Annotated in this window: 27 protein-coding genes and 1 tRNA gene; 19 read left to right on the top strand and 9 right to left on the bottom strand. The window is 36.3% G+C overall.

The window, feature by feature from the left end:
- Positions 1-287: 287 nt before the first annotated feature.
- The 4 genes from B3I52_RS07910 to B3I52_RS07895 all read right to left on the bottom strand — a co-directional run bounded on the left by B3I52_RS07910 (position 288) and on the right by B3I52_RS07895 (position 4,617).
- Positions 288-434 (bottom strand): hypothetical protein, encoded by a 147-nt coding sequence (locus tag B3I52_RS07910; RefSeq protein WP_293300165.1) that lies wholly within the window; start codon positions 432-434, stop codon positions 288-290.
- The gene (locus tag B3I52_RS07905) at positions 431-976 is read right to left on the bottom strand and encodes a hypothetical protein (RefSeq protein ID WP_293300163.1); all 546 of its coding nucleotides are present in this window, start codon (positions 974-976) and stop codon (positions 431-433) included. The genes B3I52_RS07910 and B3I52_RS07905 overlap by 4 nt, the downstream gene beginning before the upstream one ends.
- A 44-nt stretch (positions 977-1,020) precedes the next feature.
- Positions 1,021-3,720: a T9SS type A sorting domain-containing protein gene (locus tag B3I52_RS07900; protein ID WP_293300162.1), complete on the bottom strand. Its 2,700-nt coding sequence runs from the start codon at positions 3,718-3,720 to the stop codon at positions 1,021-1,023.
- A gap of 117 nt (positions 3,721-3,837) precedes the next feature.
- The gene (locus B3I52_RS07895; RefSeq protein WP_293300160.1) at positions 3,838-4,617 is read right to left on the bottom strand and encodes an SAM hydrolase/SAM-dependent halogenase family protein; all 780 of its coding nucleotides are present in this window, start codon (positions 4,615-4,617) and stop codon (positions 3,838-3,840) included.
- A gap of 104 nt (positions 4,618-4,721) precedes the next feature.
- Between B3I52_RS07895 and B3I52_RS07890 the strand changes: the two genes are divergently transcribed.
- From B3I52_RS07890 to B3I52_RS07875, 4 genes are all read left to right on the top strand, one after another.
- Positions 4,722-5,687 (top strand): PhoH family protein, encoded by a 966-nt coding sequence (locus tag B3I52_RS07890; protein ID WP_293300158.1) that lies wholly within the window; start codon positions 4,722-4,724, stop codon positions 5,685-5,687.
- Positions 5,688-5,801: 114 nt separating this feature from the next.
- Positions 5,802-6,752 (top strand): phosphoribosylaminoimidazolesuccinocarboxamide synthase, encoded by a 951-nt coding sequence (locus B3I52_RS07885; RefSeq protein ID WP_293300156.1) that lies wholly within the window; start codon positions 5,802-5,804, stop codon positions 6,750-6,752.
- A gap of 73 nt (positions 6,753-6,825) precedes the next feature.
- Positions 6,826-7,212, top strand: a complete 387-nt coding sequence (locus tag B3I52_RS07880; RefSeq protein ID WP_293300154.1) for an STAS domain-containing protein — start codon at positions 6,826-6,828, stop codon at positions 7,210-7,212.
- Positions 7,213-7,221: 9 nt separating this feature from the next.
- On the top strand, positions 7,222-8,133 hold the full coding sequence (locus B3I52_RS07875; RefSeq protein ID WP_293300152.1) for a ribonuclease Z: 912 nt from the start codon (positions 7,222-7,224) through the stop codon (positions 8,131-8,133).
- A 322-nt stretch (positions 8,134-8,455) separates the two neighbouring features.
- On the opposite strand, the gene B3I52_RS07870 is transcribed toward B3I52_RS07875, so the two are convergent.
- Complete coding sequence (locus B3I52_RS07870; RefSeq protein WP_293300151.1) at positions 8,456-8,590, bottom strand: hypothetical protein; 135 nt, start codon at positions 8,588-8,590, stop codon at positions 8,456-8,458.
- A gap of 163 nt (positions 8,591-8,753) precedes the next feature.
- Between B3I52_RS07870 and B3I52_RS07865 the strand changes: the two genes are divergently transcribed.
- From B3I52_RS07865 to B3I52_RS07800, 14 genes are all read left to right on the top strand, one after another.
- On the top strand, positions 8,754-10,790 hold the full coding sequence (locus B3I52_RS07865; RefSeq protein ID WP_293300149.1) for a BatA domain-containing protein: 2,037 nt from the start codon (positions 8,754-8,756) through the stop codon (positions 10,788-10,790).
- 98 nt (positions 10,791-10,888) lie between these two features.
- Positions 10,889-12,148: a dihydroorotase gene (locus B3I52_RS07860; protein ID WP_293300147.1), complete on the top strand. Its 1,260-nt coding sequence runs from the start codon at positions 10,889-10,891 to the stop codon at positions 12,146-12,148.
- Positions 12,149-12,221: 73 nt separating this feature from the next.
- On the top strand, positions 12,222-12,896 hold the full coding sequence (locus B3I52_RS07855; RefSeq protein ID WP_293300145.1) for a hypothetical protein: 675 nt from the start codon (positions 12,222-12,224) through the stop codon (positions 12,894-12,896).
- Between the two features lie 18 nt (positions 12,897-12,914).
- Positions 12,915-13,496, top strand: coding sequence for a DUF4199 domain-containing protein (locus B3I52_RS07850; protein WP_293300143.1), 582 nt, complete (start codon positions 12,915-12,917; stop codon positions 13,494-13,496).
- Positions 13,497-13,609: 113 nt separating this feature from the next.
- The gene (locus B3I52_RS07845; protein ID WP_293300141.1) at positions 13,610-14,560 is read left to right on the top strand and encodes a glycosyltransferase family 2 protein; all 951 of its coding nucleotides are present in this window, start codon (positions 13,610-13,612) and stop codon (positions 14,558-14,560) included.
- Between the two features lie 68 nt (positions 14,561-14,628).
- Complete coding sequence (locus B3I52_RS07840; RefSeq protein WP_293300140.1) at positions 14,629-15,600, top strand: glycosyltransferase; 972 nt, start codon at positions 14,629-14,631, stop codon at positions 15,598-15,600.
- Between the two features lie 106 nt (positions 15,601-15,706).
- Positions 15,707-16,582, top strand: coding sequence for a hypothetical protein (locus B3I52_RS07835; RefSeq protein ID WP_293300139.1), 876 nt, complete (start codon positions 15,707-15,709; stop codon positions 16,580-16,582).
- Positions 16,583-16,693: 111 nt separating this feature from the next.
- Positions 16,694-18,193, top strand: coding sequence for a GH3 auxin-responsive promoter family protein (locus B3I52_RS07830; protein ID WP_293300137.1), 1,500 nt, complete (start codon positions 16,694-16,696; stop codon positions 18,191-18,193).
- Between the two features lie 42 nt (positions 18,194-18,235).
- Positions 18,236-18,613: a four helix bundle protein gene (locus B3I52_RS07825; protein ID WP_293300135.1), complete on the top strand. Its 378-nt coding sequence runs from the start codon at positions 18,236-18,238 to the stop codon at positions 18,611-18,613.
- Between the two features lie 55 nt (positions 18,614-18,668).
- Complete coding sequence (locus tag B3I52_RS07820; protein ID WP_293300133.1) at positions 18,669-19,814, top strand: 1-deoxy-D-xylulose-5-phosphate reductoisomerase; 1,146 nt, start codon at positions 18,669-18,671, stop codon at positions 19,812-19,814.
- A 38-nt stretch (positions 19,815-19,852) separates the two neighbouring features.
- Positions 19,853-21,253, top strand: coding sequence for an RIP metalloprotease RseP (rseP, locus tag B3I52_RS07815; protein ID WP_293300131.1), 1,401 nt, complete (start codon positions 19,853-19,855; stop codon positions 21,251-21,253).
- Positions 21,254-21,319: 66 nt separating this feature from the next.
- Positions 21,320-21,841 carry an iron-sulfur cluster co-chaperone HscB C-terminal domain-containing protein gene (locus B3I52_RS07810; RefSeq protein ID WP_293300129.1) on the top strand — a complete coding sequence of 174 codons (522 nt, stop codon included), beginning with the start codon at positions 21,320-21,322 and terminating at the stop codon, positions 21,839-21,841.
- Positions 21,842-21,921: 80 nt separating this feature from the next.
- On the top strand, positions 21,922-22,218 hold the full coding sequence (locus tag B3I52_RS07805) for a DUF3817 domain-containing protein (RefSeq protein WP_293300127.1): 297 nt from the start codon (positions 21,922-21,924) through the stop codon (positions 22,216-22,218).
- A gap of 117 nt (positions 22,219-22,335) precedes the next feature.
- Positions 22,336-22,415 (top strand) — tRNA-Leu (locus tag B3I52_RS07800).
- A gap of 69 nt (positions 22,416-22,484) precedes the next feature.
- Here the strand turns inward: B3I52_RS07800 and B3I52_RS07795 are convergent.
- Positions 22,485-23,600: a trans-sulfuration enzyme family protein gene (locus B3I52_RS07795; RefSeq protein WP_293300126.1), complete on the bottom strand. Its 1,116-nt coding sequence runs from the start codon at positions 23,598-23,600 to the stop codon at positions 22,485-22,487.
- 164 nt (positions 23,601-23,764) lie between these two features.
- Between B3I52_RS07795 and B3I52_RS07790 the strand changes: the two genes are divergently transcribed.
- Complete coding sequence (locus tag B3I52_RS07790; protein WP_293300124.1) at positions 23,765-24,256, top strand: lipocalin family protein; 492 nt, start codon at positions 23,765-23,767, stop codon at positions 24,254-24,256.
- A gap of 251 nt (positions 24,257-24,507) precedes the next feature.
- Here B3I52_RS07790 and B3I52_RS07785 read toward each other — a convergent pair whose 3' ends face one another.
- From B3I52_RS07785 to B3I52_RS07775, 3 genes are all read right to left on the bottom strand, one after another.
- Positions 24,508-24,987, bottom strand: a complete 480-nt coding sequence (locus B3I52_RS07785; RefSeq protein WP_293300122.1) for a hypothetical protein — start codon at positions 24,985-24,987, stop codon at positions 24,508-24,510.
- 174 nt (positions 24,988-25,161) lie between these two features.
- Positions 25,162-25,680, bottom strand: a complete 519-nt coding sequence (locus tag B3I52_RS07780; protein WP_293300121.1) for a hypothetical protein — start codon at positions 25,678-25,680, stop codon at positions 25,162-25,164.
- Between the two features lie 109 nt (positions 25,681-25,789).
- On the bottom strand, positions 25,790-25,951 hold the full coding sequence (locus tag B3I52_RS07775; protein ID WP_293300120.1) for a tyrosine-type recombinase/integrase: 162 nt from the start codon (positions 25,949-25,951) through the stop codon (positions 25,790-25,792).
- Between the last annotated feature and the right edge of the window lie 270 nt (positions 25,952-26,221).

The following is a 26,221-nucleotide window of genomic DNA, read 5'->3' as shown; positions in this document are numbered from 1 at the left end:
ACGCCATGTGTCCCCCTTTGGAGGGGGTAGGGGGAGGATAACTAATCAATATGCACTACTGGTTAGTTTATTATCTAGTTAAAGGTTAAACCCCTGTAATTTATTACAGTTACTTTAGTTTCCATAAATGTTTTACACTACTTGCGTCCTTTCGATGAGGCACGAAGAGAGATCTATGGATAGAGATATCGTTATTTTCATGTCCTCCTCTTGCTAATGTATGGTAAATGAATGCTGTTAAGGCTTTCAGTCTGTGCTAAAACTGTAGATTTCTAATCCGTAGTGGTTTATTTTAGAGCATTGGTTAAGGCCCAATACCTAAAACCTAAAATAGCTTTCTGAAAAGTACTTAATTTCATTGGGTCTTTTTTGTACAAAGAAGGTAAAACCCATTTGTTAAGCTTTACCAATGCCTTAAAAAATGCTCTTTTCATGTAATAACTTTTATGCCACTTTGTGGTTCCTTAGCTTTAATTGCATTGTTTTTTCGGTAGATAATGAATATACAAACTACTGTGGAAACTATAAACAAGGCTAATAAGAATTGCAAATAACTGGCGTTTTTATCTGTTTTTTTATTATAATCAAGCAATTCCTCGTTTTTTACCTGTAAATCTCTAATGGTTCTCTTATAACTATCTATTCTTAATTCGTTATGGTCAACGTTAGATTTTACTTGCTGAAATTGCAGGTCCTTATAGTCTAGCAATACTTTCAGTTCCGTAAAAATAGCATTGTCGTTAAGGGCGATTTGCCTTAAAATCTCGTTAGAGTTCTTAATGTCTTTTTTGGTTTGAAATCCGAAAATTCCAGTTCTCGCACTTAAACTCTCCTCATATTGCCCAAATTTAGCACTTCTCTCGGCCAGCAAGCTGTTTATTTTATTGCGTTGTAGCTCGTATGCGGTACTGTCTTGCGCCCTTGCATCCACAAAAATCAAAAAAGGCAAAAGGAAACTAAATATTAATTTATTCATATCCTTTTGCCTAATCAAACTCTATGCCTTATTTAAGAAGTGGTTTACAATTTTATAAATTTAACTTTTTTGCCTTCAATATTTATAAAGTAAATTCCTGGTTTTAAGTCAGCTAGTATAGCCTTTTGATTTGAAATGGTCACTTCTTTTACTTTTCTTCCTTGTATATCATAAATAGTTGCGAGGTTTTGTTTGCCGAGGTTAATAAAGTTAATCACATTACTTACAGGATTAGGATAGAAAGAAACTTCCGCTACTTTTAAATCAAAGTTAACTGCTACAACATTACTGTAGCTAAAGTTGCCGTTGAAATCCAGTTGCTTTAAGCGGTAATAATTTAAACCAACTTTTGCATACCAATCTGTAAAAGAATAATTCCCCGGATTATTTTTACCCATAACGAAATCAATTCTGTTGAAATTCTCACCATCGATACTTTTTTCAATTTCAAACCCTTTATTGTATTGTTCCATTTGTGTTTGCCAGTTTAATACTACCGCATTTGGAGTTTTTTTGGCAGTAAAGTGGCTAAGTTTGATAGGGAGTACACTAGTATCAAAAGATTGTACAAATATTCCATTGGCATTGTAAGCGGTGTAAATTTGCCCAGCTTGAGAGATTGTTAAAGCTAAATTTTCTACCCCTCCAAATGATAAGTTGGCCTGTTCTCCAACCACATCCCATTGGTTGTTTACAAATCGTTTTACAAAGATTTTATTGTTTTGTAGTTTATTTATATATGCAACATATGGTATCCCTTTACTATCCACAATAATAGAAGTAGCGCCTATATCTTGATCTGTAGCTTCTATTTCGCTGAGTTCTGTCCACTCATTGCCGGCTTTTTGATTTTTAAGGTCGTTTTCGTTAACAATGTTTTTAGCAACTTTTATTTTTTTACTAATTAGATCATTATAAGCTAGATAAATGTTGTTGTTATTATCAATAGCCATAGAAAGGTGGTTTACGCTTGATGTAGTTGGACTTCCACCTCCAATTTCTTTCCAACTAGTTTCGGCCCATCTCAAGGCTGTAATTTTATTATCATTATTTAGATAGGTAACTATTAAATTTCCATCTTTCTCATATTGAGTAACCATTGATTTTGCTGGAGATGTATAACCTTGTTGCCCCAAATAGAACCATGTATTTGAATTGCTATCAAATTTCATTGTAGAAATTTGATTTCCTTTAGCTTTGTCAATGAAGGTGATAAACATTTCTTCTTGGTGATTAATTGTAAGATAAGGACTTTGAACACCTGCTGTTGTAAATCCAGGTAAACCAACAATAGACCAAGAGTTAGTGGTTGCTTCGTAGCTCATAACTGTGGCTTTATTTTCGAAATCACCATCGGAAAAGCAAATATAAGGTGTGCTTTTATTTAAAGTTAAAGAAATATCCGAGGCTGTACCTGAAGATATCGCTATGGTTCCTAAATTAGTCCACACACCGCTAACTAGTTTTTTTACGGCTGCTTTTTTTTCATTAGCAGTTATATATGCAACATAGGGTATCATATCTTTATCTGTTACATTAACTACTCTTTCTGTGCGGAAACTCTCTATCCCAAAATTATCAATTAGCTCCCAAATGTTTTTCTCAGGATGATAAGTTCTTGCAGATAAACTGGGTTTCAACGTTCTATCCGTACAAATTAGTGTCACTTTTCCTTCTGTGGATGTTACTAGAGCGTTCTCGTAGGTATTACCTGTAAAGTTGGGGCTGCCTACAAATTCAAGTTGGCTCGCCTGTCTGTTAAGTTTAGCAACACTTAATCTTGGTATTACTGGAGTTTGCTTGCCAGAGATGTAGAGATTGTTTTGTTCATCTATAAGCATAACGGCGTCATAATTAATACCCGTGAACTTTGGAGATAATGTAGTCCAAGTTTGATTTTCCTCTAACTTTAAAATCTGAGTTCCAGTAGTTGTAACAAAAGCAATATTTGGCTTATTATCTTTATCTAATGCAAATAAAACATTAGATACTTGAAAAGATGTAAAAGTATTAGAGGTTCCAATTAGCTCCCATTTATCGTTAATCAGCTTTCTAACATATGCGTTACTATTATAGTTCAATGTAGTAGTGTAAGTTATATAAGGAATGTTGTTGTTGTCTATAGCTAAACTTATGTAGTTTGTTCCGTTTCTGTAACCAAATAGTTGGTCTCCAACATCGACCCAAGAATTATTTATGAATTTTTTTATAGCAATCAATCCTTCGTGTGCTTGATATAGTATATGAGGAATATCATCCTTATCAAGGGTTAACGAAATCTCTTTAGCCTCGTATTGAGATATAAGGCTAGAAGTTCCTAATTGCTCCCATTGCGTTGCCCCCGCTTTATAAAGTGAGATATTATATGGTGAAGCATAATGTTTGATGGCTATTATAGGTGTGCCACTTTTAGTTATAGCTATTTTAATGGTTCTACCGCCTCCACTATTAAATATAGAAATGGAATTAAGCACATCTTCCCATATTCCCGTAGCTCTGTTTAGTTTACGAACATACACGGAGGTGTATTCTCCATGGTAGGCAACATATATATCGCCATTGGTGTGTATAGCAGAACTTATATTTTGTATAAATTTATCTTGATATCGGGTGCTATTTGGCGAGCCAATGTGTGCCCAACCTTGCGCTTTGCCTTCAAACTGAAAGCTGATAAACGTAATTAAGTATAAAAATAGTCGAAGTAGACGTTTTCTTAAGTGGTGAGAAGTAAGTTTTTTCAGCATAAACATTTTACTTTTTGTCGTTATTAAATAAAAAACAAAAATATCGTGCCTGCTTACTTCTTTTTTGAGTGTTATTACGGTATTTAAAGTACGAGTGTTATTACGTAAATACAGATTTTAAGGATGAAACTCTACCCTTACAATATCATTTAAGTGCAAGCCCAATAAACTGCTGGCTTTACCTTTATTAATGGCAATTTCTAAATGATTGCTGATACCAAATAAACAAAGTTTTTCGCCTTCGGGAACCTCGTTGTAATGCCAGCTCAGTTGTGTAATGGTTTCGCTCTTTCTAAAGTACAAAGTAAAATCGCGGTTACGCTGAACTTTGGTGAAAAGATCTTTGGTAATATTGGTAATTACGTTGCTAAAAGTATCCACAAAAATAACACTGCCACGAATAATATCCCTTTCTATAACAGGATGTAACAACATACGCTGTTCAATATCATCGGCAGGTATGCCAATTTCTTTAAGTTTGCCACCCTTTGCCAAATGCACAGCGGCCTTTACCAAAATATCAACCAGCGGGAAATGTAAAAACTTTAAATCCTGCATAATATTTAGTTCTACCAATTCGTCAGGCTGTTCATCAAAAAGCAGCGAGAAAATTCCATTATCGGCACCCACAAAATATTGGCCTTTGCAACTTAATGCCACATATTTTGTATTCTCGTTAAAAACAGAATCTATACCTATTAAGTGAACCGTACTTTTGGGGAAGTAGGCATAGGCATTTTTTAAAACAAAAGCAGCGTAAGAAATATTAAAGGCGGGTACTTCGTGCGTAATATCAATAATATTAACATTTGGCAGGATACTCAGGATACTGCCCTTTAAAGCAGCCTGATAAAAATCCTTTGAGCCCAAATCTGTCGTTAATGTTATGATCGCCATTAAAATTTAAATATTTATGCTTATTCTTGTGTAGAGGCAAATTACCTGCAAATATTCAAATTAAAATCGAATTACATAGGGCGTAGTACTAAAAAAACAATATTTTGAACGAAATAAAACTAATTATAGAAACCAGTGACCAAATTCAGTTTTGGGGCGCTAACAACGAGCACTACGAGCAAATAAAAGCTGCTTTTCCGAAACTTAAAATTGTAGCCCGTGGTAATGAAGTAAAAGCTTTAGGAGATGAAGCAGAACTGAAAAATTTCGAAAAGAAAATAAATTCATTGGTGGCACATCTAGATAAGTTTGGTACGCTAACCAGCAATGAGGTTGATGCCATTTTAGGCGCTAAGAAAACGAGTGAAACACCGGCTGATCCAGTAGTGGCAAGTGCCCCAATAGGTAGCGGCGAAGTAATTGTGTACGGAAACCACGGCTTAATGATTAAGGCCCGCACCGCTAACCAGCGCAAAATGGTAGATAGCATCAATAAAAACGATGTGTTGTTTGCTATTGGCCCGGCAGGTACAGGAAAAACCTATACTGCAGTAGCTTTGGCGGTAAGAGCGTTAAAGAATAAAGAAATTAAACGTATCATTTTAACCAGACCGGCTGTAGAAGCAGGAGAGAGCTTAGGGTTCTTACCAGGCGATTTAAAGGAAAAAGTAGATCCATATTTACGCCCACTATACGATGCTTTGGAAGATATGATACCACCGGACAAGTTAAAGCTTTACCTAGAAAACAGAACTATAGAGGTAGCGCCCTTGGCATTTATGCGTGGACGTACTTTAGATAACTGCTTTGTAATTTTAGATGAGGCACAAAACGCTACAGATTTACAGTTAAAGATGTTTTTAACCCGTATGGGGCCAACGGCAAAATTTATTGTAACGGGCGATGTTACCCAGATAGATCTACCCAAAAAAGCACAATCGGGCTTGCAAAACGCACTCCGTATTTTAGGAGATATTAAAGGCATCGATATTATTTATTTAAGTGGAGAAGATGTAGTGCGCCACAAATTAGTAAAGGCCATCTTAAAAGCTTACGGGGATATTCAGTAAGTCAGCAAGTTTTATTTAGAAAAGTCCGAAAGACAAATTGGTACGAAGAGGCAATATAGCTTTCGGACTGGCCAACTTCCAACTTTACGGACTTTTTCCTATTTTTACCTCCTCATGAAAGCAGTAAAAGAAACCCAGTTTACTTTTCCAAAACAAAGTAGTTTTTACAAAGGAAAGGTACGCGATGTATATACTATTGATAATCAGTTGATGGCAATGGTAGTGACCGATAGAATTTCGGCATTTGATGTAGTATTGCCAGCAGCAATTCCCTATAAAGGGCAGGTATTGAACCAAATTGCAGCTAAATTTTTAACGGCAACAAAAGATATTGTGCCTAATTGGGTATTAGCTACACCAGACGAAATGGTAACCATTGGGCGTATTTGCCAACCTTTCAAAGTAGAAATGGTAATTAGAGGCTATTTAGCTGGTCATGCAGCTCGCGAATATGCCTTGGGCAAACGCCAAGTTTGTGGCGTAGCCTTACCAGAGGGATTAAAGGAAAACGATAAATTGCCGCAACCAATTATTACACCAACCACTAAAGCGGCCGTAGGACATGATGAGGATATTTCTAAGGAAGACATTTTGGCTAAAGGTATTGTAACACCGGCCGATTATGAAAAATTAGAAAAATATACCCACGCATTATACCAAAGAGGAGTAGAAATGGCTGCCGAAAGAGGCTTAATTTTGGTAGATACCAAGTACGAATTTGGTAAAGTAGGAGAAGATATTTATCTAATTGATGAAATACATACGCCAGATTCGTCACGCTATTTTTATGCCGAAGGTTATGCCGAAAGACAAGCCGCAAACGAACCTCAAAAACAACTGTCAAAAGAGTTTGTACGCAAGTGGTTAATAGAGAATGGTTTCCAAGGTAAAGATGGACAGGTGGTGCCAACAATGACCAAAGAAATTGTAGAATCAATTTCCGATCGCTATATTGAGCTTTACGAGCAAATTACGGGAGAGAAATTCGTGAAAAATCCTTCAGAAAATATTTTAAATAGAATAGAAGAAAACACCAAAGCCGCTGTTAAGAAGCTGTTGCAGTAAACAGTTTTTAACTGGTAATATATAACACGTAACCGGTTAAACAATTTAAACAATTGACCAAAAACCAAAAAATATGAAATTTAGTGTAGATAAGCATGAGAAATATGTAGTGTTGAAATTAGAAGAGCCGAAATTCACTAATGATAATACACCAGCTTTAAAATCAGAATTTATTCTTTTAAACACCGAAGGTTATCGCAATATTGTTTTAGACCTATCGTCGGTAAAAGAGTGTAACGATTCGCAAGATTTAAGTGCCTTGCTAGTAGGCGACAGGCTTTGCAAAGCTGCCAACGGTCTTTTTGTAGTATGTGGCGTAAATAAAACAATAGCGCCAATTATCCAAATGTCAAACCTTCATCAATCTATTACGTTTGTTAATAAACTAGACGAGGCTACAGATTTGATTTTTATGGAGGAAATTGAAAAAGAACTTCGTGGAGGAGTAGATAAAGGATAATACTACTGAATGAAATTTGAGGTAACGATACTTGGAAATGCTTCGGCAACACCAGTTTATAACAGAAATCCAACGGCGCAATTACTTAATTGTAACGAACGTTTTTACCTAATTGATTGTGGCGAAGGAACGCAACAACAGTTAATTAAGTACGGATTTAAGGCTGCCAAGATAGATTACATTTTTATTAGCCATTTACACGGCGACCATTTTTTTGGTTTGGTGGGTTTACTGTCTAGTTTACACTTAAACGGCCGTATCAAACCCTTACATATTTTTGGTCCGCCAGCGCTCAAAGAAATCCTCGAATTGCAATTTTTGCATTCTGACACCCACTTGCGTTACCCTATTAATTACTATGCAACTAATGCCACTAAAGCAGAAGTTATTTTTAAAAATAATGATATAGAAGTAGAAACCATTATTTTAAACCATCGTATTCCGTGTACAGGCTTTAAGTTTACCGAGAAAAAAAGGTTAAGAAAGCTGGTGGTAGATAAGTTAGAAAAAGATGCAGTGCCAATAGCTTATTATCCCATGTTAAAACGTAGTGTAAATGTAGATTTACCAAACGGACAACAGATTAAATACCTAGATTATACTACCGACTCGGCCAAACCAAAAACCTATTGCTATTGTTCAGATACTATGTACGATGAGCGTTACTTTGATCAAATAAGCAATGCCGATACACTATACCACGAAGCTACCTTTCTGCACGAAATGTTAGAAAGAGCAATAGAAACGCATCATACTACTGCTAAACAAGCCGCAGAAATAGCCACTAAAGTAAAAGCAAAAAAATTACTAATTGGCCATTTCTCATCACGCTACAAAACCCTCGAAGCCCTGTTAGAAGAAGCTAAGAGCGGTTTCGAGCATACACAATTAGCCGCAGAAGGCAAAACTTTCGAAATTTAACAGGGTTTTTAAAATCCGTTTAATTGGGTGTCTTTTTGGGCGAAATTTAAGTTTTAGAACACGCCCACTTATCACTTGTTAATTTTACGATTTCCCATTTAATTTTAAGAAAAAAGCCATAAACGCTTAAAGGCTTTATTGTTTAATGTGATTTTTGGATATTTTGTGCTGTAAATCAAATATTTAAGGCTATTTTGATTAAAAAAATGATTAGATAGGTCCTTAAAAGCTAGTCTCGAATTTATTTCGGGAGACGAAACGCCAATTTACCCCTGAATTTATTTCAGGGTCTGTTTAGCTAAATTAAGACCCAAAACTCACGTTATTTAGCTTTCTTCCGTTGTTTTTCTTCGGCTTTTTTTACCTCATCTTTTTCTGCCAAAGGCTCTTCGGTGTTTAATTTGGGCTTACCGGGTTTATCAACTTTGCCAGAGTTGTTTTTAATTGGAGTTTTCATGATTGTTTTTACCATAAGTAACAGTTCATTTTTACTTTTGTTGGTTTTTTACCGTTTTCTAAAAAGAAATATTTAATCGCACCTCTATTTACATGAATGCCGCATCGATAAAATCATAAATCGTAAGCCTAAAATCGTAAATCTTTTGTAACTTTGTTTTTTAATGAATTTCCTCTATCCGGGCTTCCTTTTTGCACTTTTAGCGGTCTTAATCCCGGTAATAATTCATTTATTTAATTTTCGCAAGTTCAAGAAAGTTTATTTCAGTAATGTTTCTTTCTTAAAAGAAGTAAAAGAACAAAATTCATCCAGAGAGCAGCTTAAAAACCTATTGATTTTAGCCGCACGCATTTTGGCCATTATTTTCTTGGTTTTAGCTTTTGCCCGGCCTTTTATCAGCGCTAACGCCGAAACCAACGAAGCAAATGGTAATATTGTAAGTATTTATCTCGACAATTCTTACAGTATGGATGCGGTAAATAAGGAAGGGAGTTTGTTGGACGAAGCCAAACGCAGGGCCAAGGAAATTGTAAAAAGTTACCAATTAAATGATCGTTTTCAGTTGTTAACTAACGATTTTGAAGGCAAACATCAGCGGTTGTTAAATGCAGAAGAGTTTGTACAAGCGGTGGATGAGGTAAAGATTTCTGCCGCAAGTAGAAATTTACAACAAGTCATTAATCGCCAGCAAGGCGTGTTTACAGGTACGGCTAACCGATTTGCTTATGTAGTTTCCGATTTTCAGCAAAACTTTGCAGGGAAAGAAGGCCTTAAAAAAGACGAAAATACACAGCTTGCACTGGTAAAATTAAATGCCAACGAATTGCCAAACATTTCGGTAGATAGTGTTTGGTTTCTTTCGCCTGTGCACCAGCCCAATGCTTCAGAAAAAATTATTGTTCGGTTAAAGAATTTTGGTAGCGAAGAAGCGAAGAATGTACCGCTTAAACTAACCATTAATAATCAACAAAAAGCCATTGGAAGTATTAGTGTGGCTGCTGGAGCAACTGCGATAGACACGCTTTCGTACAGTGGATTGAATTTGGGCTGGCAAAAGGGCCTGTTGAGCATTAAAGATTTTCCGTTAACTTTTGATGATGCGCTGAATTTTTCTTTCAATGTTAATGCCAACCAGCAAATCTTGAGTGTTAACGGTGGTAAAACCGCAAAATACATGGAGGCACTTTTTAATGCCGATCCTTACTTCAAGTTAACTTCTGTTTCCGAAAACAACATCAACTATGCCGCTTTTTCGAATTATAGCTTAATTGTGCTGAATGGTATTAGTCAGCCATCTAGTGGTTTAGCGCAAGAACTCAAAAATTATGTGAGCAATGGTGGTACGATAGTCATTTTCCCATCAACAAGTATCGATGCAGTTAATTATACCTCGTTTTTAACCACATTAAGCTTGCCAGCAGTAGCAAGTTTAGTTACAGAGCCTACCAAAGTTTCACAAATAGAATTAAAGCATCCTTTATTTAAGCAAGTTTTTGAAACATTACCTAAAAAAATGGATTTGCCATTGGCTAATCGCTATTTTACTTACGTTGAAAATAGTAGGATAGCTAAAGAGCCCTTATTGCAATTGCCGGCTGGTAAAACCTACTTAGCTCGCTATCCAATAGCTTCTGGGCAGGTTTTTTTAGCAGCTACCGGATTGGAAGAAACCGATGGAAACCTTTCTAAACATCCACTTTTTGTACCATTAATGTATAAAATTGCTTTCGAAAGTGCTAAAGATCAACCCCTGTTTTATACCATTGCAAAAGATAATGTAATTACGTTGCCATTAGTAAAGCTAGGAGCTAACCAATCTTTGAAATTAATGGGAGATGGTTTTGAAGTGATACCTGATATTAACCATCAAAATGGAAAAACCTTGCTTTATGTAGCAGATCAAATTCAAAAGCCTGGATTTTATAGCGTAAAGAAAGGAGATTCTACTTTAGCAGTAGTTGCTTTTAATGATAACAGAGCAGAATCTAACATGAAATATGATTCCCAAACGGAATTAGAAGCACGTTTTGGTACACAAAAAATTCATTTTATTGATGCTAAGAAAGAGAATATTTCATCGGCCATTGCCGAAAAAAATAATGGAACCGAGTTATGGAAACTTTGCCTAATTTTGAGCTTAGTTTTCATAGCAGCCGAAATATTGTTAGTTAGATATTTTAAGCCACAAATACACAGGTAGATTAAGAAATTAGTTATAAATAAAGTGAAAAATTTGTGCATCTGTGGCTAATAGATACTTGTGGTTAAAAAGAAAATTAAAAATAAATATAGAAATTCATGAGCCTCTTAATTAAGGGAATTACCATTGCCGACACCAATAGCGAGTTTAACGGAAAAACTTGTGATGTAAGAGTTGATAAAGGAACCATTGTAGAAATAGGTAAAAATTTAGAGTTACAGAAACATGAAGAAGTTTTTGAACTAAATGGAGCGGTTTTATCGCCTGGTTTTTTCGATTTAAACTGTGTTTTTGGCGATCCGGGTTTAGAAACTAAAGAAGATTTGCAAACAGGTACCGCTGCTGCGGCGGCGGGTGGTTTTACAGGTATTGCCATTATGCCCAATACCAAACCGGTAGTGCATAGTAAAGGTGAGGTAGAATATATTTTAAATAGGGCTAAAGGTAATTTGGTAGCAGTACATCCGATAGGGGCAATAAGCCAAAATCTGGAAGGTAAAGAACTAGCCGAAATGTTCGACATGAAACAAGCTGGTGCTGTTGCCTTTGCAGAAGCAGGTAAAGCCATCTCCGATGATGGTTTTATGAGCCGTGCATTGCAATATACCTTAGGTTTTGATGGTTTGCTGTTTACACATCCAGAAAACAAAGCTTTGGCCGGAAAGGCACACGTGAACGAAAGTGCTACTACCATTTTGTTGGGCATGAAAGGTATTCCGGCACTGGCCGAAGAAATGCAAGTTGCCAGAGATCTATTTTTGGCAGCTTACCATAATGCGCCAATTCACATCAGTAATATTTCTACGGCCGGCTCGGTGGCGCTTATTAAAAAGGCAAAAAAAGATGGCGTAAAGGTTACTTGCGATGTAGCTGCCCATCAATTGGTATTTACCGAAGAGTTGTTGAACGATTTTGATAGCAATTACAAAGTGAAGCCGCCATTGCGCAGCAAAGCAGATAATAAAGCGTTAACTACCGGCTTAAAAGACGGTACAATCGATGCCATTTCTTCGCAGCACCGCCCACACGAAATTGAGTTTAAAAACGTAGAATTTGAAATAGCCAGTTATGGTATAATAACCTTACAAACTGTTTTGCCATTGTTGTTGCAAGCAGGATTAGATATAGCCTTAATTGTAGAAAAATTGGCAATTGCTCCCAGAAAGTTGCTTAAATTAGAAGTTCCTCAAGTTAAAATAGGCGCAGCGGCAAACTTTACGGTTTTTAACCCAGCCAAAGAGTGGACTTTTGATAGTAAAACAAACCAATCAAAATCAGCTAATTCTCCTTTATTTAATAAAACTTTAAAAGGAAAAGTAGAGATGGTGTATAATAACGGACAATATAATATTTATTAATTGTTGGTCGTCGCCGTTAATCGTTAGTAGTTAGGCAACGAGAAACGAACAACTAGCATCAAAAAACTAAAATATGAACAGTATAGTAAAAAAGACATTAACAGCTTCGGTAGCCAAATATGGCGAAGTAAACAAAATAGCAAGTATAGAACTTACGCATAAACTGTTGGGAGTTTTTGAAGCAGACGCTGATTTTATGGATAAAGTAGCGCAGTTTGATGAGGTTTTCGACGAATATCCAAAGTTCGAAGAATTGAGAGAAACTTTCTTCGATTTATTGATGATTAACTTCTTTACCAGCGATGTAAACAAGCTAGAAGCTGATTATCTAGACTCTAAAGAATGGGAAGCCATTGAGGATAAAACCATTGATAGGGGTACAGAACTGTTAAACTTGTTGTTGTATATTAACGAGTGCCACGATGAGCAAATTAAACCAGAACTAGAAGATTTTTTAAAGGAATTTTTATTGGTGGATGAAGATGAGTTCCAAGACGAATTCCATATCTATGAAGATTTGATCAGTAACCAGCAACTGGCCGAAACCAGCATCCAAGAAATTTGCGAAAATGCGAAGATATTAAATTTGGCAGAAGAAATGGAAGAACTATTTGTACCGTTTATGGCTTTCTTCTTGCAGCCGGCAGCATCAGAGCAAGCTTTTAAAGATTTCGAAAAATACAGTAACAATAAAGCTTTTGATGCGTCTGTATATAGTTTAATTACTAGCTTTAACCAAAGTAGATAACCAAACCAAACTTAAATTATGGAAAATATAGTTAACATTAAAAATGAGGCTCTAAAAAACGGATTAATTTGGGGCATCGTAAACATCGTGTTGTTTTTAGTAACCTGGTATGTAGCACCAAGCTTAATGAGCTCTTACTGGTACGCAGGAATTTCTTTGTTAATTGGTTTAGCATTTGCCATATTCTTTTGTATCGATATGAGAAAAAAAGTAGGCGGATATTGGACTTTTGGAGAAGCTTTGTGGCCTATTTTCGTCACTTTTGTATTGGCTATGGGCTTAGTGTTTGTATTCAATATCCTTTTCGGAAAATACATCGATACTACTTATCCAGAACAAATGAAAGAGATGGTAATGACAAAATCTGAAGCCACCATGAAATCATTTGGCTTAGGCGAAGAAGAAAGCGCAAAAGCTTTAGAAAAAACTCGTGAAAACTTAGACCAACAATTTACGCCCACATTTAGCCAGGCAGTAATGGGCTTTGGTATCTCTGCAATTATGTATTTTATTGGTGCGGTTATTTTTGCATTAATATTTAAACGCAATAATCCAAATCCTTTTCCCAACCAAAATGGCGGACAATTTGAAGCCAGTTAAACTTGGTCAAATTATATTTTAAACGTGCAAATTATCTCAATTTAATTGATGAAATTTGCACGTTGTTTTTTAGTATAGATTTTACATCTAAATACTAACTACTAAATACTAAAATGGATATATCAGTTGTAATACCGCTATATAACGAAGACGAATCGCTGCCCGAGTTAATTGCTTGGATAGACGATGTAATGCAAAAGCATAATTTTTCTTACGAGGCAATTTTTGTTGACGACGGAAGCACCGACCGTTCTTGGCAGATAATTACAGAGCTTAAAGAAAAATTTGCGAGTATCAGAGCAATCAAATTTAGACGCAACTATGGTAAATCTGCCGCTTTAAATGTAGGTTTTGCTGCAGCGCAGGGCGATGTGGTGATTACCATGGATGCCGATTTACAAGACAGCCCAGACGAGATACCAGTACTTTACAGCCGTATTAAAGACGAAGGATACGATGTAGTTTCGGGATGGAAGAAAAAGCGCTACGACCCCATTACTAAAACTATTCCTACCAAATTGTTTAATGCTGCTACGCGTAAAATGAGTGGTATTAAGCTTAACGATTTTAACTGCGGTTTAAAAGCCTATCGCCATGATGTGGTGAAAACCATAGAAGTTTATGGCGAAATGCACCGTTATATGCCTGTGCTGGCCAAATGGGCAGGTTTTAAGAAAATAGGAGAGCAGGTGGTAGCGCATCGAGCTCGTAAATATGGTGTAACCAAATTTGGCTTAAGCAGGTTTATCAATGGGTTTTTAGACCTGATGTCTATTTTCTTTGTGGGCAAATTTGGTAAACGCCCCATGCACTTCTTTGGCTCTCTAGGCGTATTGAGCTTTTTCGTGGGTATCATCATGGCTATTTACATTATGGTAGAAAAACAAGTGCTTATCTGGAACAACTTACCATATCGTAACTCAACAGATCAGCCTTTGTTTTACTTGGCTTTAGTGGCTATTATTGTAGGTTCGCAAATGTTTTTAGCAGGCTTTGTGGCCGAATTGGTTGGTCGTAATGCACCAGAAAGAAATCAGTATTTAATAGAAAAGGAAATTAATTGAGCCTAAAGACTAAAGCTTAAAGCTTAAAGCGCTTTGTCTTTGGTCTTTTCGGCTTTCAGCCTCAAGAAATGTTTTTTTCAATAATTATCCCTTTATACAACCGTCCGCAGGAAATTAAAGAACTGTTAGCCACTTTGTGCAAGCAAACTTATATGCAGTTTGAGGTATTGGTGATTGAAGACGGATCAGTTAATGATGCCAAAGAAATTGTGGCTAGTTTCGAGAATAAACTCGATGTAAAGTACTTTTTCAAAGAAAACTCTGGACAAGGCTTTTCAAGAAATTTTGGATTTGAGCGTGCCAAAGGCGATTATTTCATCATCTTCGATTCAGATATTTTAGTGCCTGCCGATTACCTTGAAATTGTTAAAGATTACCTTTACGAACATCAGCTAGATGCTTTTGGGGGACCTGATGCAGCACACGAAAGCTTTACGCCTGTACAAAAGGCCATTAGTTACGCCATGACATCGCCTTTTACCACAGGCGGCATTCGTGGCAATAAGAAGCATATCGGCCAATTTCATCCACGTAGCTTTAACATGGGGCTTTCTAGAGAAGTTTACGAGAAAGTTGGAGGTTTTATCCTCACTAGGTTGGGCGAAGATATTGAATATAGTATCCGTATTCACGAAAATGGGTTTAAAATAGGTTTAATTCCAACAGCAAAAGTTTACCATAAGCGCCGTACAAGTTTTACCCAGTTTTATAAGCAATTGCATTTTTTTGGAAGGGCACGCATCAATATTTACAAACATTTCCCTTCCGAGTTAAAAATAGTACATTTTTTTCCGGCAATTTTTACCCTCGGATTGAGCTTTACTATCCTTTGTAATATCTTTTTCAAGCCATTAGCCTACATTTGTAATTTCTTTGTACTCTTATACTTTTTGTTGATATTTTTTCATGCTTGGCAGGCCAACAAATCAATAAAAATTGCATTTTTGAGTGTAATAGCATCCTTCATCCAGTTAACGGCATATGGCCTAGGTTTTATGCAAGATTTTGTGAAACGAGTTTTGTTGAACAGTAAGGACTAAGGAGCAAAGAACAGGAGTGAATTATAGTAAATAAATAATCAAAAATTGATAGATGTAGTTGGGATTTAGTCTCATATCTCAATACTCAAATCACATATCTAAAACAATGATTAACTACTTAAAAGAGAGTACTTTTGCGGTAACAGATGTAATTATGCAGGCATGGAAAGTAACCAAAGAAAATTACTTTTCTATTGCTACGCTTTGTTTCCTCATTTTTTTAACGGCATCCACATCTACCTTTATGGCTTTTTTTATGGAAGAGCTAAATTTGGGAATTAGAACCGTAATGTTGTTGATTTTTATATTGAGTTATTGCGTGGTAGAATTGTGCATGATTAAATATATCTTTAAGCTTTTGGACACAGCGAATGCCGATATTCAAATTATTGAAACACTGCCAACAAGAACTGAAATTATAAAGTTTTTAATTGCGGCAGTTTACTTTGGGTTGAGTATATTTTTTGTAGGCATTTTGCTTATGCCAGTCTTATATTTGCTAGATGTATTGTTGAAATTGTTGGTAAATCAAGGCATAATTAATGGTTACGCAGAAACAGGTAAAATTATTGTAAATGTGGCGGTTGGTGTGGCTGTGCTAAGTATCTTCTTTACTTTTGTGAGAATTATTTTTTTTCCGTTTTTTATTATAGACAAACACAGTTCTCCTTTCGAATCTATTAAACTAAGTTTGGCCACAACTAAAGGGAACTTTATTAAGCTATTGATGATTTTATTAGGCTTAGTAACGGTACAGGCCATTGTTTTTGGTTTCTTTTATATTGTAATTTTAATGGGTTTTAGATTGGTAAACCTATTTTTAGATTACGATATTAGTCAGTATAGCTCGTTAATTGTGGTGATTTTTAGCTCGTTTGTAATTGTGCCATTTACTACTGCTTTTTTTGCGGTTGCTTACCGTAAAATTATGAGCGAATACAAAGGCGATGAGCACCCAGATATCATTCATAATATTATGTAACCCCTAAAGGAAACTTAATTTTATGTGTAGAATAAACTTTTCAAGTATTAACGATAGCAAAGAAAAGCCCTTGTAGGGCCTGTCCCTATTTATCGGGAGGTTAGGAGTATTATGGGATTAAAATCAGTATTAAGTAAGGTATTTGCATGGTTTGTTGTTAAAGACATTGAAAAATGGAAATTTAATGCTGTTGCAGCCCAAGAAAAGGTTTTAAAACAGCTAGTTAAAGAAGCAACGGCCACCGTTTTTGGTGCTGACCATCAATTCTCTGCCATTAAAAATTACGAAGACTTTAAAGCGCACGTACCGATAAGAGATTACGAAGATTTACGTCCGTATATTGATCGGGTAGTAGCTGGCGAACCAGATATTTTATGGAAAGCCAAACCAGTCTATCTTGCCAAAACATCGGGTACCACATCTGGTGTAAAATATATTCCTATATCTAAGCAATCTATGCCGGCGCATGTAAAAGCTGCCAGAAATGCACTATTAACCTATATCCACGAAACAGGAAATGCCAGTTTTGTAGATGGAAAGGTTATTTTTTTGCAAGGCAGTCCGGTTTTAACAAAAAAGAATGGGATTAATGTAGGCCGACTTTCGGGAATTGTAGCGCATTTAGTGCCAGCCTATTTGCAGAAAAACAGAATGCCTAGTTACGAAACCAATTGTATTGAAGATTGGGAGCGAAAAGTTGATGCCATTGTAGATGAAACCATCAAGGCAGACATGAGGTTAATTTCTGGTATTCCGCCTTGGGTCCAAATGTATTTCGATAAGCTTACCGAAAAGTCGGGAGGTAAGAAAATCAAGGACATCTTTAAAAACTTTGAACTTTTTGTTTACGGCGGCGTAAACTACGAACCCTACAGGGCTAAAATAGAAACTAGTATTGGCAAAAAAATAGCCGCCATAGAAACTTATCCAGCTTCAGAAGGTTTTATTGCTTACCAAGATAGTCAAACCGATAAAGGGTTATTGCTCTTGGCCAATGCGGGAATGTTTTACGAGTTTATTCCGGCAGAAGAATATTACAATGAGAAACCTACGCGTTTAAGTTTGGCAGAAGTTGAACTAGACAAAAACTACGCACTCATTTTAAACACCAATGCGGGTTTATGGGGCTATAGCATTGGCGATACGGTAAAATTCGTTTCTTTAAATCCTTACAAAATTTTGGTAACAGGTAGGATAAAGCATTTTATTTCTGCCTTTGGCGAACATGTAATTGCAGAGGAAGTAGAACATGCTTTATTATCGGTAGCTAACCAAGAAGGCGTAGAAATTACAGAATTTACCGTGGCTCCACAGGTAAATGCACCGAATGGCGAGTTACCTTATCATGAGTGGTTGGTAGAGTTTGCTAAAGAACCATCAGATCTAAAAACATTTGCACTAAAAGTAGATAAAGCTTTACAGCAAAAAAATATTTACTACTTTGATTTAATTGAAGGGAATATCCTTCAACCTTTAAAGATAACACCTTTGGCTAAAGACACTTTTGTAAATTACATGAAAGCGCAGGGTAAATTAGGCGGCCAGAATAAAGTGCCAAGATTAAGTAATGATAGAAAGATTGCGGAGGGGTTAGAGGAATATATTGTTTAATTGTTCGATTGCTAAATTGTTGCTTGGCCAGAGTAAACTATTATGGAGAAAAATTATCTGCAACTAAATCAAATTACAGCTTACACGAAGGCATTTCATTTAAGCAATTTGGTTTGGGATTTGGTTTCAAGTTGGGATGGCTTTGCAAAACATACTATAGGACAGCAATTTATTAATGCTATTGATTCTATATCTGCAAATATTGCTGAAGGTTTTGGGAGATATCATAAAAAAGATAAAATAAAGTTTTATTACTATAGCTTTGGCTCTGTGAAAGAGTGTTTAGATTGGAATGAGAAAGCGAAGATCAGAAAATTGATAAGCGAAGAAGATTACAACAAGATATTTGAAACATTACAAGTGTTGCCAAAGGAAATACATCAATTGATTAATTTCACTAACGAAAAGCTTAAGATTTAGTGGTAGTTGTAACAAAAACAATCTATCAATAAAACAATTCAACAATAAAATAAATTTGAAACATATCTCCATATTAGGCTCAACAGGTTCAATAGGAACGCAAGCACTAGAAGTAGTGCGTGCAAACCCAACTTTGTACAAAATTGATGCCTTAACAGCACAACACAACGCTGATTTATTAATTGCACAGGCTTTGGAATTTAAGCCAGAGTTGGTGGTAATTGGTAATGAAAGCCTATATCAGCAAGTAAAATCGGCTTTGCCACATACGCAAGTAATTGCTGGCGAAGAAGGATTAATTGCTGCTGTGCAATTGCCACAAACCCAACTTGTTTTAACTGCTGTAATGGGGTCTGTGGGTTTAAAGCCTACTTTAGCTGCTATAGAAGCCAAGAAAGACATCGGCCTAGCCAATAAAGAAACCTTGGTGGTAGCCGGAGAGTTGGTAATGGGCCTGGCCAAGCAGCACCAGGTAAAAATTATTCCGGTAGATTCTGAGCATTCCGCAATTTTTCAGTGCTTGGTTGGCGAAGAACAAAACGAAATCGAGAAAATCTTATTAACCGCTTCGGGCGGCCCATTTAGGGGAAAAGATCGAAATTTCTTAGCTACGGTAACTAAACAGGAGGCATTGAAACATCCCAATTGGGTAATGGGGGCCAAAATCACCATCGATTCGGCTTCTCTAATGAACAAAGGTTTAGAAGCTATTGAGGCCAAATGGCTGTTTAATTTAAACCCTGCACAAATAGAAGTGGTAGTACACCCACAATCAATAATTCATTCTATGGTGCAATTTACCGATGGTTCTATCAAAGCACAAATGGGCTTGCCAGACATGAAACTGCCCATTCATTATGCACTAGCTTATCCTAAAAGATTAAAAACAGATTTCGAGCGTTTTAGCTTTTTAAAATATCCAGAATTTACATTTTCTAAGGCAGATACAAAAAGTTTTCGTAACCTTGAGCTTGCTTATATTGCCATGGAAAAGGCCGGGAATATGCCATGCATCTTAAATGCCGCCAACGAAATAGTGGTAGATGCATTTTTAAAAGATAAAATTGGTTTTTTAGAAATGAGCGATGTAATTGAGACCTGTATGGAAAAGATGGAGTTTGTCCATCATCCAACACTGCAAGATTATTTAAAAACGGATAAGCTTACCAGGATGTTTGCAAGCGAATTAGTAACAAAATAAAATTTAACACATCTAAAATAGAAACACATAAATAAAATATGGACGGATTGATTATGGCGGGCCAGCTGTTGCTGGGATTATCGATACTAGTAATTTTGCACGAATTAGGACACTTTTTAGCAGCAAGAGCTTTTGGGATTAAAGTAGAAAAGTTTTATCTCTTTTTTGATGCTTGGGGATTTAAACTCTTTAGCTTTAAAGTAGGCGATACCGAATACGGCGTGGGTTGGTTACCATTGGGCGGTTACGTGAAAATATCAGGAATGATAGACGAATCTATGGATACCGAGCAACTACAAGCACCCGCACAGCCTTGGGAATTTAGAGCTAAACCAGCTTGGCAACGTTTAATTGTAATGTTGGGAGGGATCATCGTAAACGTTATCGTAGGTATTTTTATTTTCTGGATGATGGCCTTTAAATATGGCGATACCTTTGTTCCTAATGCTAAACTAGCAAATGGAATAAGCCCAGGTATTGTTGGAAAACAGATGGGCTTACAACCTGGGGATAAAATTTTAGCTGTAAATGGGCAAAAACTGATTTATTTAGACGAAATTTTGAGTTCTAAAGTGTTGTTGAACAATACAAAACTGACAATTTCTCGCGAAAACAAAACTATAGATTTAAGAGTTCCAGAATCTGTTTTAGATAGTATCAGTAAATATAATATCAGAGAATTTGTAACGGCCAGAATGGTGGCTAAAAAAATCGACTCGGTAATTACGCCAGAAGATATGCAGCCTAAACTTGGTTTTTTTGACAAGATAAAAGGGCTATTTGTAAAGCCTATTCCTGTTGCTGTAGAAACACCAGCTTTTGCCGCCGGATTTAAAAAAGGTGATAGCATACTTGCCGTTAACAACAAACCAGTTCGTTTTTACGACGAGATTACTACTGAAGTCTCTAAAAATGCAGGTAAGCAGATTGATGTAACGGTAAGGAGGGGAGACGAAACGTTGACTCTAAGTCCTAAAGTTTCTAAACAAGGTACATTAGCCATCAGTATTCCTACTGTTAGACCAAGCTTAGTAACCATTAACTATGGTTTTATGGAGTCGTTTTCGGTAGGGGTAGATAAAGGTTGGACAACTTTTACTGATAATGCCAAAGGCGTTTGGAAAATGATTACAGGAAAAGTAAGTGCCCGTAATATCAGCAGTCCAATTGGTATTGCAAAAGTATATGGCAGTGAGTTTGAATGGGAGAAGTTTTGGCGCTTAACCGGGTTAATTTCTATGGCATTGGCTTTTATGAATTTATTACCAATTCCGGCGTTAGATGGCGGGCACGTAGTTTTCTTGCTCATAGAAATGATTAAAGGTAAGCCGTTAAGTGATAAATTTATGGAAAAGGCCCAAATTGTGGGTTTTGTAATTTTGCTTACTTTAATGGTGTTTGCTTTTGGTAACGATATATTGAAAAATTTTGGAATATAACCTAAGCTAAAAGCTTAAGGCGGTAGATAGTTTTCGGCCTTTGGCTTTTAGTTTTAAGCTTTAAAAATGAATTACTTCGAATTATACAACCTGCCAATTTCCTTTCATCCCAATCAAAATGAGGTGAAAAAGCAGTTTTATGCACTAAGTAAGAAGTATCATCCAGATTTTTATATCAATGAAAGTGCCGAAAAGCAAGACGAGGTTTTAGAGTTAGCTACGTTGAACAATAAAGCATTTCAAGTACTTAAAAATCCTCAAAAGGTACTTCAATATGTATTAGCTTTAAAAGAGATGATTACAGAAGGGGAGAATTATACGCTGCCCCAATCATTTTTAATGGAAATGATGGATGTGAACGAAGCCATTATGGATTTACAAATTGATTTTGATGCTGCGAAGTTAGCACAGGTTAACAACGAAATAGGGCATATAGAACAATCCTTAAACGATAATTTACAGCTGTACACTGAGGAATTTGAAAATGCTAATGCAGCAGAGCAGCAGGCGAGTTTGGCTAAAATTAAAGATTGTTATTACAGAAGCAAATATATACATCGTTTAAAAGAGCGTCTAGCCACGTTTTAGTTAGTCTATTGTCATAAACGAAATTGAACTGAAGTAGTGGTTGTAAATTAGCCTATTTTAGCCCAAATTTTAAAAAAAATATGTCTTCTTTAAACCTTTTTAGAAAAGTAGCTTTGGCCGAAGGTATTTCGTACATCGTATTACTTTTTATTGCTATGCCACTTAAGTATTGGGCAGATATGCCTTTAGCCGTAAAATATGTTGGTTGGGCGCATGGCTTATTGTTTGTGCTTTATATTGCTTGTTTGGTAATGGCTTGGCAAGAAAGAAAATGGAGTTTTGGAAGAGTAATAGTGCTATTTATAGCTTCATTATTGCCTTTTGTGCCTTTTTACGTAGAGAAAAAGTTAAAAGAAGAAGAAAGTATTGCAAATTAAAGTGCTGTAAATCTGTTATAAAAGCATTTGTTGAGCAAATTAATTACGAATACTTAAAATAAAACTTGCGTAGTAACGGGTGTTTTTATACATTTGCGCTCCCGCTTACGAGCAAATGCCCAGGTGGCGGAATTGGTAGACGCGTTGGTCTCAAACACCAATGGGAAACCGTGCCGGTTCGATCCCGGCCCTGGGTACAATTTAAACAGCTAACAATTTGATTGTTAGCTGTTTTTATTTTAAAGACCTTTCTGTTCAAAGTATTTTTATCCCAAAGCTTGTTCCAAGTCTGCAATTAAATCGTCTATATGTTCTAAACCAACCGAAATACGAATTAAGTTTTGGGGTGTTTTGGTGTTGGGTCCTTCAATAGAAGCACGGTGCTCAATTAAGCTTTCTACACCACCCAAGCTGGTTGCCTGACTAAAAATGGTTACACTATTTACCACTTTTCGGGCTGCATCGGCATCGCCTTTGGTTAAGATGGAAAGCATCCCCCCGAAACCTCTCATTTGTTTCTTTGCAATTTCATGTTGCGGGTGCGAAGCCAGACCGGGGTAAAACACAGTGGCCACCTTAGGATGTTCGTTTAAATAATTAGCCAGCTTTTCTGCATTTTGGCAATGCCCCTTAATGCGGTAAGCTAATGTTTTTATACTTCTCAGCAATAAGAAACAATCGAAAGGCGAGGGTACCGCACCACCTGTTTCCTGTATATTTTTAATTTTCTCCCAAAACTCATCTTTAGCCGCGAACGTTAACGAACCGCCCAAAACATCGCTATGGCCACCAATGTATTTGGTAGTAGAATGCATTACAATACTGGCTCCTAAAGCAATTGGATTTTGTAAAATAGGCGATGCAAAAGTACTATCGACCACAAAAATTAACTGATTTTGCTTAGCTATTTTTGCTAACGCTTCTATATCGCAAATTTTTAATAATGGATTAGATGGCGTTTCTGCCCAAATAAGGGCCGTATTTGGTTTAATATAGTTGGGTAAGTGTTCGGTAACTGTTAAATCAACAAAATCGAAACTCAAAATACCATCAAAAATGGTCAATAATTGCTTTTTAAAACCCCAGTACATATCGTCGGGCGCAATAATATGGCTTCCGGGCTTTAAGGCCTGAAATACGGCCATTCCTGCTGTATTGCCCGATGAAAAAGCACAACTGTCAGCTCCGCCTTCCAGTTCGCTAATTACTTTCTCTAATGCAGAACGATTAGGGTTACTTATTCTGCTGTACATATGGCCACCAGGATAAGCCCCATCTGCTCCTCTAAAATAAGTGGTAGAAAGATGTATTGGAGAGGTAACATCTCCGGTAAGGGCTTTAACTAGATTACCAGCGTGTATAGCTTTAGTTTCTGGTTTCATAAAAAAGAGGATTAAGGATATTAAAAACAAATGTATGTTAAATGTCTTAAAATTTTAGGTTTGGCAAGATTTATGCTTAAACTTTTTAAATAGTTGTACTTGCTGCTTATTCTATAAACATTAGCTGAATGGGACGGCATCTTTAAAAGAAAATTTATAAAAAAATGAGAAGATTAATTTTAGCTATCGCTTTGTTTTCAGCATCGCTATTGGTGTTAGAGGGTTGTTCGCCAAAAACTACTTCAGGTGCGCCTGCTGTAAAAAGAGGCAACGTAACAGGTAATTGGGTGTTAAATAATATTACGTTTGAGGGTATTCCGGACGTAGCGGTAAAAGGTTTTTTAGGCGAGGCTTCTTATAAATGCTTTGTAGGCAGCACTTGGAGTTTAACAAATAGTGGTAGGGGTAACTACAGCTTGCCAAGCAGTGCAAATTGTGGTGCTAAAACCCAAAATATTTTTTGGTCGGTAAGCTCTGCCGATGAGACTTTTCAATTCAAGAAATTATACGAAGGAGAAAAAGCTAAAAATATAGAAGAAGGCTATCGTTTTGTACTTGCCAGTGGCGACGATAATGCAATGACTATAAAATCGCCTATTGAGTACAGTGGAAGAACTGCTTACGTAGTAATGAACTTTGTAAAGGCAATAAAATAGATTAAATTAATTGTTTGAAGAAAGGGGCTGTATTATTTTACAGCCCCTTTTGTTTTTTGCTACGAAGGCCTAGTAAGCGAGTATTAATTAGCCTTACGCTTTTAAAATGAGGCATAACGTTTTGCAGCTACAAGAAGTGGCGGCAATCGAAGCACAAAAGTTCAATTTTGGGCAAAAGCTCAATCGAAAAACTGAACTTGAAATTAGCATTAAACCCGCCATTTTGACAAACTGCTGTTAGTGGCAGTTTTTTATTTTGAGCTTGGTATTTTTCCATCTATCCATTCTTGTTTTTGTATTTCAGCTCCACTAATAAATAGAAAATTTGAGCTTTTAATGTCAACAAGTCCAAACGAGAGAACCATATATTTTCCGTCTAAATATTTTTTCTCAGTTTCGTTCGGGTCAGAAGGTCTTAAATATCCAACCACTCTTATTTTGTCGCCAAGTAAGCTTTTATCATTCTTAAACATCAAAGCTGTCCACAAATAATTATTCTCTCCAATTTTGAGTTTATAAAATGGTGTATTATTTCTGCTTTTTTCAATCTGTTCGATTATTCCATCAAATGCAACTATTTGTCCGTTAAATTTTTTAAGTTTTTTAAAGTTTTCTGCATTTAGATTTGTTGGAAATGATTTTTCGCTTGCTTTTGTTGTCGGTTCTGTGTTTTGTCCAAACAGATTTGCAAAAGATATTGTTAAAAGTAAAATCGAAAGTAGTTTCTTCATTTTATTGTTTTGTTGTCGGTTCTGCAAAATTGCCACTAACGGTTGGCAAGTTTAAGTTGTGCCCGAATTACAGCACTGCTTTCCGCCCTTGCACTAAAGTAAATAAATTCTGATGTCGGTACAAAGAGCAGTTCACCCGGGCATAAATTAAACTTGTTGTTATGTGCTGCCTTTTTATAGTCCATACATTTCATACATTATGTTTAAGTTTAGTCCTTCGTTGTCGTGTTGTGTCCAAAAGTCGCTAATTGTAAATATAATTTCGGTTTTTCCGTCTTCAGGTCCAAATTGATAGTCTGTTAGAAAACACACTTTTTTAATTGGAGAATTGTCAATCGCAATTTTCAGTAGTTTGTCAATGTCGGGCTTATATTGTTCTAAAAACTTGAACTTAAATTGTTGGTTTGCTCCACGATTGTCAGTCGGCTCGTTTTCGTCATACTCTGGAAAGAATATTTCTGTCGGTTCAAAATCCCAGTCAATTATATCTCCCGCAAAATAACCACCTCCTTTATCGTCTCTGAAGTCAGGATTGCCAATGTGAACAATAACTCCTTTTTGTTGCCGTAGTAAGTCATAAAAAAGTCCGCGATGACTTTCAAGTTTATTTTCCTCAATAATGGCAACGTCAAAATCCGCTTGGTTTAATTCAAGTCCTGTCGAATTAATTGATGCTATTTCTATTGTTGGCATTGTCGTCTTTTAAGGTTGCACATAACTCATATATACATCTCATAAAATGAGACATATACATCAGTAAATGGTTGTGTTTGTCTCATAAACTTATCCAATATATAAATTATTATAAGTCATCAAAAGGGCTTTTAATATTTTTTAGACTTTTAGTGCTTACGTGGGTATATATTTCAGTGGTTCTACTGCTGTTATGCCCCAACAGTTCCTGTATATACCGTAATTCGTTACCATTTTCGAGTAAATGGGTGGCAAAGCTCGGGTGTAACAAACGTAAATACTAACAGGGCCAAAATTGGGTCGTCTAACATAATTGTCGGTTTTGGCGTATTTGTCGTTTTGGGTATGCTGGTTCACCGTCGGTCTACCGTCGGTCCTCCGTCGTTGCTCCGTCGTTGCTATGTCGCTGCCAAAGGGTTGAATTTCAACTGAAATACTATTTATTTCTTGGAAGTATTTGGCTAAATTAACGTGAACTTTGGGTGCTATGCCCTGATAATCAGCACATAGTGCCAGCACACAGTCTTTCCTGCCCTCATGC

Origin of the sequence: Pedobacter sp. UBA4863 (genome assembly GCF_002399615.1) — a bacterium.
Lineage (GTDB): Bacteria > Bacteroidota > Bacteroidia > Sphingobacteriales > Sphingobacteriaceae > Pedobacter.
This window is presented reverse-complemented; position numbering and strand designations above follow the sequence as displayed.

Excerpts from the sequence above, each read along its gene's own strand:
- B3I52_RS07810 (WP_293300129.1), top strand. The coding sequence starts at position 21,320 with ATGAATTACTTCGAATTATACAACCTGCCAATTTCCTTTCATCCCAAT.
- B3I52_RS07875 (WP_293300152.1), top strand. The coding sequence starts at position 7,222 with ATGAAATTTGAGGTAACGATACTTGGAAATGCTTCGGCAACACCAGTT.
- B3I52_RS07865 (WP_293300149.1), top strand. The coding sequence starts at position 8,754 with ATGAATTTCCTCTATCCGGGCTTCCTTTTTGCACTTTTAGCGGTCTTA.
- B3I52_RS07895 (WP_293300160.1), bottom strand. The coding sequence starts at position 4,617 with ATGGCGATCATAACATTAACGACAGATTTGGGCTCAAAGGATTTTTAT.
- B3I52_RS07860 (WP_293300147.1), top strand. The coding sequence starts at position 10,889 with ATGAGCCTCTTAATTAAGGGAATTACCATTGCCGACACCAATAGCGAG.
- B3I52_RS07805 (WP_293300127.1), top strand. The coding sequence starts at position 21,922 with ATGTCTTCTTTAAACCTTTTTAGAAAAGTAGCTTTGGCCGAAGGTATT.
- B3I52_RS07900 (WP_293300162.1), bottom strand. The coding sequence starts at position 3,720 with ATGCTGAAAAAACTTACTTCTCACCACTTAAGAAAACGTCTACTTCGA.
- B3I52_RS07840 (WP_293300140.1), top strand. The coding sequence starts at position 14,629 with ATGTTTTTTTCAATAATTATCCCTTTATACAACCGTCCGCAGGAAATT.
- B3I52_RS07910 (WP_293300165.1), bottom strand. The coding sequence starts at position 434 with ATGAAAAGAGCATTTTTTAAGGCATTGGTAAAGCTTAACAAATGGGTT.
- B3I52_RS07835 (WP_293300139.1), top strand. The coding sequence starts at position 15,707 with ATGATTAACTACTTAAAAGAGAGTACTTTTGCGGTAACAGATGTAATT.
- B3I52_RS07825 (WP_293300135.1), top strand. The coding sequence starts at position 18,236 with ATGGAGAAAAATTATCTGCAACTAAATCAAATTACAGCTTACACGAAG.
- B3I52_RS07830 (WP_293300137.1), top strand. The coding sequence starts at position 16,694 with ATGGGATTAAAATCAGTATTAAGTAAGGTATTTGCATGGTTTGTTGTT.
- B3I52_RS07785 (WP_293300122.1), bottom strand. The coding sequence starts at position 24,987 with ATGAAGAAACTACTTTCGATTTTACTTTTAACAATATCTTTTGCAAAT.
- B3I52_RS07780 (WP_293300121.1), bottom strand. The coding sequence starts at position 25,680 with ATGCCAACAATAGAAATAGCATCAATTAATTCGACAGGACTTGAATTA.
- rseP (WP_293300131.1), top strand. The coding sequence starts at position 19,853 with ATGGACGGATTGATTATGGCGGGCCAGCTGTTGCTGGGATTATCGATA.
- B3I52_RS07885 (WP_293300156.1), top strand. The coding sequence starts at position 5,802 with ATGAAAGCAGTAAAAGAAACCCAGTTTACTTTTCCAAAACAAAGTAGT.
- B3I52_RS07850 (WP_293300143.1), top strand. The coding sequence starts at position 12,915 with ATGGAAAATATAGTTAACATTAAAAATGAGGCTCTAAAAAACGGATTA.
- B3I52_RS07870 (WP_293300151.1), bottom strand. The coding sequence starts at position 8,590 with ATGAAAACTCCAATTAAAAACAACTCTGGCAAAGTTGATAAACCCGGT.
- B3I52_RS07905 (WP_293300163.1), bottom strand. The coding sequence starts at position 976 with ATGAATAAATTAATATTTAGTTTCCTTTTGCCTTTTTTGATTTTTGTG.
- B3I52_RS07790 (WP_293300124.1), top strand. The coding sequence starts at position 23,765 with ATGAGAAGATTAATTTTAGCTATCGCTTTGTTTTCAGCATCGCTATTG.
- B3I52_RS07855 (WP_293300145.1), top strand. The coding sequence starts at position 12,222 with ATGAACAGTATAGTAAAAAAGACATTAACAGCTTCGGTAGCCAAATAT.
- B3I52_RS07845 (WP_293300141.1), top strand. The coding sequence starts at position 13,610 with ATGGATATATCAGTTGTAATACCGCTATATAACGAAGACGAATCGCTG.
- B3I52_RS07795 (WP_293300126.1), bottom strand. The coding sequence starts at position 23,600 with ATGAAACCAGAAACTAAAGCTATACACGCTGGTAATCTAGTTAAAGCC.
- B3I52_RS07880 (WP_293300154.1), top strand. The coding sequence starts at position 6,826 with ATGAAATTTAGTGTAGATAAGCATGAGAAATATGTAGTGTTGAAATTA.